The organism is Streptomyces sp. NPDC050388, from assembly GCF_040655635.1.
Lineage (GTDB): Bacteria > Actinomycetota > Actinomycetes > Streptomycetales > Streptomycetaceae > Streptomyces.
This window is the reverse complement of the sequence record NZ_JBFAKH010000197.1, coordinates 1-4,834: the sequence shown is the minus strand read 5'-3', so window position 1 is coordinate 4,834 and position 4,834 is coordinate 1. Positions and strand designations below refer to the sequence as shown.

Sequence of the window (4,834 nt, the reverse complement as noted above, 5' to 3'; positions counted from 1 at the left end):
CGTTGGACTCGGTCGCCGTGCCGAAACCGGCGTACTGGCGCATCGTCCAGGGGCGGCCGGTGTACATCGTCGGGTACACGCCCCGGGTGAACGGGTACGCCCCCGGGGCACCCAGCTGCTCGGCCGGGTCCCAGCCCTCGAGGGACTCCGGCCCGTAGACCGGTTCGATGGGCAGTCCGGACTCTGTCGTTCTGATGTCCTTCAAGATTGTCCGCCTGGGTTTCCTGGCCACAGCACCCCTGAGCTACTACGACCAGGCCGGCCGAGCAGGGTGGAGGAGTGCTTGAGTTCGTGGGTGGTGTGGTTGGTCTCGCACTGCCGTGCGGGTGATGGCTCGGAGATTCGGGTTCTGGGTCCGTTGGGTGCCGAGGTCAATGGAGGGTCGATCGTTCCGCCGTCGGTCAGGCCGCCGCGGAGCGCGCTGACGACGGTGCAGACCTGCATTCTGTGGTTGCGTCGGCGTCCGGGCACGGAGGTTGTCCGCTGCAGGTGCCTGCCGAGAGTGCGGTCGGGGCCGGTGCTGGAGATCCACCGGCATCCGCGGGTCCGGCTGATCCAGGAACTCGGTGTCGAGCCCTCCCCGCAGTTGCGGCGTCCGCATCAGGCCGTGCTCACCGTCGATCCCCGGCTCGACATCTTTTTCGGTCCCCAACGCGCCTTCATCTTCGACCTCTTCGCAGCCTGAGCCCTCAGGTCGGCATCACCGTGGCACGTTCACCGATCGGCTCCCTGCGGGGCGCCGCGATCCGCACGTAGTCCTGCACGTTCAGGGCCACGGACAGGGCGAGGTCCGCCGCGTTGAAGAAGATCTCCTCGTGTACGAGGAGATCGGGGTCGACCATCAGCTCCAGTGCCGGGTCGAACGCGAAGGGCACGATGGAGCCGCTGACGCAGCCCGACAGCCGCTCGGCGGTGGCCCGGTCGGCGAAGGACACCCGCCGCGCCCCGCACAGTTCCTGGATCCGTCCCAGGTCGACGCGCCGGTCGCCGGGGACGACGGCCAGCACGTAGCGGGAGTTCTTCTTGGTCAGCGTGGCGCGCGTGATGATGCACTTGGCGGCCTGCTCCAGCGGGTGCCCACGTAGCTCGCTCACCACCTCGGTGCGGCCCTCGGGCGGGTGCGCGATGAGCCGGTAGCGGGCGCCGTTGCTCTTGAGAAGGTCCAGCAGGCGGGTTCGTGTACTGCCGTCCGTGCCGTTCGGGGTGTGCGACCAGGATGACGTGGTGGGTGTCATGATGATCCCCTCATTCATAAGGGAGTTCGGGCGCGACAGATGGCACGTCGAGGGCTCGGGGCGGGCCCTCGGCACGCCGGATCGCAACAGTTCCGGTCATGCCGTGGTGGGGGCAGCGGCGGAGGTGCGCAGGCAGGCGAACTCCGCCGGGCGCAGCGGGGGCTCGGTGAGCAGCGGGACCTCGGGGCCGCGGCGCAGCGCCGCGAACAGCCATGGGTTCTGGATCTCCGCGATGCTCGTCGACAGGGTCATCAGCGCGAGCGCCGCCCGGCTGACCTCGCGGTTGCGGGTTGCCAGGTTGCTCATCATGTCGGAGTCGCGCCGGTGCGCGGCCGGGTCGGTCAGGCGCGGGTCGGTGCTGGCGACGCGGCAGTCCGGGTAGCTCGCGTCGTTGCTGGTCGCCATCATCCAGGCGTCGTCGGCGGCCCGGGCGATCGCCCGCTGGGCACTACGGCCGAGTCCGGCGGCGAGCCCACGACTGCGTATCTGCTTCTCGAAGGCCTCGACGCTGCGCGCGGCGGCGCTCAGTCCATGGCCGTAGACGGGGTTGAAGGCGGCCGTCGCGTCGCCGATCACCACAAGACCCTCGGGCCAGACGGCCAGCCGGTCGTAGTGCAGGCGTCGGCTGACCGTGGAGTGTGAGCGCTGCACGGCGGTCAGCGGTTCCAGGCCGGTGATGAGGTTGCCGATCAGCGGATGGCGGACACCTTCACGCGCGTAGGTGAGGAAGCCCTCTGCGTCGGCCGGCGGCTCGCCACCGCGGGTGCCGGAGAGGGTGACGATCCACCGGCCGCCCTCGATCGGCATCAGGACCGCGCCGCGGCCCGGGACCGGGCGCCGGGAGTCGGCGAGCACACTGACCAGGGGGAACCCCGAGCCGGCGGCCTCCGGTGCCCGGAAGATCCGGGTCGCGTAGACCATGCCCGTGTCCACGGACTCCTCCTGCGGCGCGGGTACGCCCAGTTCCTCGAGCCAGCGCCGCATCGCCGAGCCGCGTCCGGTGGCATCGATGACGAGCTCGGCTTCGAGACGCCGTTCCTCGCCCGAGTCCCGGTTGCGTGTCCGCACCCCGGTGATCCGGTCCGTTCCTCCGGTGAGGCCCAGTACCTCCGTACGCGGCAGGACCGATATCCGGTCGTTGCGCAACGCCTTCTCGCGCATCACCCAGTCCAGCAGGGCACGGCTGGAGGCGAGGGTGAACTCGGACTCGGGGAAGCGGTGCTGCCACCCGAAGGGGGTGAAGGAAATCAACCCGTCGGGTATTCCAATGCGATGCGCGCCTGCGGCCAGCAGACCTTCCGTCATGCCCGGGAGGTAAGAATCGGCGATTCGCGCACCGCCGGACCACAGAATGTGACAGTGCCGCGCTTGGGGAACTCCTTTGCGCATTTCCGGCCCAGTGGGGTGTTCGTCGCGTTCCACGACGAACACCTCGTCGAAATGCCGGGCCAGCATCGCTGAGGTGAGCATCCCGGTAAAACTTCCGCCCAACACCACGACCCGCCGGTATCCGGCCATCTCTGATCAGTCCCTTTCCCGCCGAGTGAAATCGGCAGCTAACGTACGAGGAGCAGGGTTTGCCGATCGACTCGTCGGAGCGCCCCTTCGAAGTTCAGGGGTGGGTAGGGGGGATGAACAGGGGCGACCCCTGCTTTTCGGAAGTGTCCGGGAGGAGTGTGCAGCTCATCGCGGTGGTGCCGGACCCCGAGATACTTTCCGTACACCTGAACTGCACAAAATGTCCGCTACCTTGCACGGGGCGCTCCTCATAGAGTGACCGCTATGATGACAACGCACAGGACGGCGTCGGTGGTTGCATTCACCGGCGCAGTCAAGGAGTTCGCCGCGGTACGCGCCGTGGACGGACTCGATCTTATAATCGAGCCAGGCGAGAGAGTCGCCCTGCTGGGTCGCAACGGCGCGGGCAAGTCGACCTCCATCGGCCTGCTGCTCGGACTGGACGAACCAACCTCCGGCACGGTGGAGCTGTTCGGCTCCTTGCCGCTGCACGCGGTCCGCGAAGGACGCGTCGGCGCGATGCTTCAGGACTTCAAGCCGGTCTCCCGGGTGACGGTCCGTGAACTGGTGTCGTTCGTGGCCGGTACGTACCCGAAGCCGATGCCGGTGGACGAGGTGCTGGACCTGGCGGGGCTGACGGAGCTCGCCGGGCGGCGTGCGGACAAGCTCTCCGGTGGCCAGGCCCAGCGGGTCAGCTTCGCCGTGGCGCTGGCCGGGGATCCTGATCTGCTGGTCCTGGATGAGCCGACGGCCGCGCTGGACGTGCAGGCGCGGCGGGCCTTCTGGCAGTCGATGCGCACTTTCACCGACCGCGGCAAGACCGTGCTGTTCTCCACGCACTATCTGGAGGAGGCCGACCAGAACTCCGACCGGATCGTCGTCATCGACCGTGGGCGGCTGATCGCCGACGGCACCAGCACGGAGATCAAGCGCGCGGTCGGGAGCAGCATGGTGTCCTTCGACCTGCCCTCGGGCCCGCTGCCCGCCGACCTGGACACGCTCCCCGGTGTCGTCTCCGTGGAGGTCGTCGACGGCCGCGTGCGGCTGCGCACCTCCGACTCGGACGCGACGGTGAGCCACCTGACGCAGGTGGTCGTACCGCGCGGCCTCGAAGTGGCCGCCGCGGGCCTGGAGGACGCGTTCCTCAGTCTCACCGCGCACGCCTCCGCGGCTCCGTCCTCCGCATCCTCCGCGTCCGTGCAGTCCCCGAAGGCAGGTGCGTGATGGCCGGCAGCATCACCCTGGTGTCCCGTTACGTCAATCTGGAGCTGCGCCGCACGTTCCGTGACGTCGGCTTCGTCATCTTCGGCATCGGTACGCCGGTGCTGATGTACGTCATGTTCACGAATGTCGGCGGCGGCAAGTCCGCGGGCTCCGAGTGGGCCGTCACGGCCATGGTGGGCCTGGCCGCCTACGGTGCCCTGAGCGCCGGTCTGACATCCGGTACCGCCGTCGCCGAGGACAAGGCGGTCGGCTGGCTGCGCCAGTTGCGGATCACCCCGCTCACGCCCGCTCAGGTCGTCCTGGGGCGTGCCGTGACCGGTTCGCTGATGGTGCTGCCGGCGATCGTCGTAGTCCTGCTCACGGCCATGATCGCCAACGGTGTGCGGCTGGACCTCTGGCAGTGGATCGTGCTGACGCTGCTGCTGTGGGTGGGGTCGCTGCCCTTCACGATGCTCGGTATCGCCAACGGCTACCAGATGTCCGCGCAGACCACGAACGTCACGAACATCGTCTGCAACCTGGCGCTCGCCCTGATCGGCGGTCTGTGGTTCCCGGTCTCCGAGTTCCCCGGCTGGCTGGCCTCGGTGGCCGAGTGGACGCCCGGCTACCGCTTCGGCCAGCTCGGCTGGGATACCGTCGACGGCAACGCACCCGGCCTGACCACCGTCGTGGTGCTGGTTGCCTGGCTGCTGGTGTTCGGCGCGTACGCGACGTACGCGTACCAGCGGTCGGGACGCAGGGCCTGAGCAGCGCCGCGAGAGCGTATCGGTACACAGATGGCCGTGGGCGGCACCCGTACGGGGTCGCTGTTTCATCCGGGCGGTGACGGGCGCGAGGTCGACGGTGACCGGGCCGGG

Annotated in this window: 6 protein-coding genes; 3 read left to right on the top strand and 3 right to left on the bottom strand. The window is 68.8% G+C overall.

Annotation, left to right across the window (positions count from 1 at the left end; translation table 11 throughout):
* On the bottom strand, positions 1-196 hold a 196-nt coding region (locus AB0I73_RS40385), incomplete at its 3' end, for a methylmalonyl-CoA mutase family protein (RefSeq protein ID WP_363045372.1).
* A 306-nt stretch (positions 197-502) separates the two neighbouring features.
* Here AB0I73_RS40385 and AB0I73_RS40380 point away from each other — a divergent pair.
* Entirely contained in the window at positions 503-685 is a 183-nt protein-coding gene (locus AB0I73_RS40380; protein WP_363045370.1) for a BTAD domain-containing putative transcriptional regulator, read from the top strand.
* 4 nt (positions 686-689) lie between these two features.
* On the opposite strand, the gene AB0I73_RS40375 is transcribed toward AB0I73_RS40380, so the two are convergent.
* Both AB0I73_RS40375 and AB0I73_RS40370 read right to left on the bottom strand, forming a co-directional pair.
* Positions 690-1,235 carry a YbaK/EbsC family protein gene (locus AB0I73_RS40375; protein WP_363045369.1) on the bottom strand — a complete coding sequence of 182 codons (546 nt, stop codon included), beginning with the start codon at positions 1,233-1,235 and terminating at the stop codon, positions 690-692.
* A 96-nt stretch (positions 1,236-1,331) separates the two neighbouring features.
* The gene (locus tag AB0I73_RS40370; protein ID WP_363045368.1) at positions 1,332-2,753 is read right to left on the bottom strand and encodes an FAD-dependent monooxygenase; all 1,422 of its coding nucleotides are present in this window, start codon (positions 2,751-2,753) and stop codon (positions 1,332-1,334) included.
* A 267-nt stretch (positions 2,754-3,020) separates the two neighbouring features.
* Here AB0I73_RS40370 and AB0I73_RS40365 point away from each other — a divergent pair, with 267 nt between their 5' ends.
* Both AB0I73_RS40365 and AB0I73_RS40360 read left to right on the top strand, forming a co-directional pair.
* Positions 3,021-3,977, top strand: coding sequence for an ABC transporter ATP-binding protein (locus AB0I73_RS40365; RefSeq protein WP_363045371.1), 957 nt, complete (start codon positions 3,021-3,023; stop codon positions 3,975-3,977).
* Positions 3,977-4,723: an ABC transporter permease gene (locus tag AB0I73_RS40360; protein WP_363045367.1), complete on the top strand. Its 747-nt coding sequence runs from the start codon at positions 3,977-3,979 to the stop codon at positions 4,721-4,723. Before AB0I73_RS40365 ends, AB0I73_RS40360 begins: the two co-directional genes overlap by 1 nt.
* Positions 4,724-4,834: the final 111 nt, after the last annotated feature.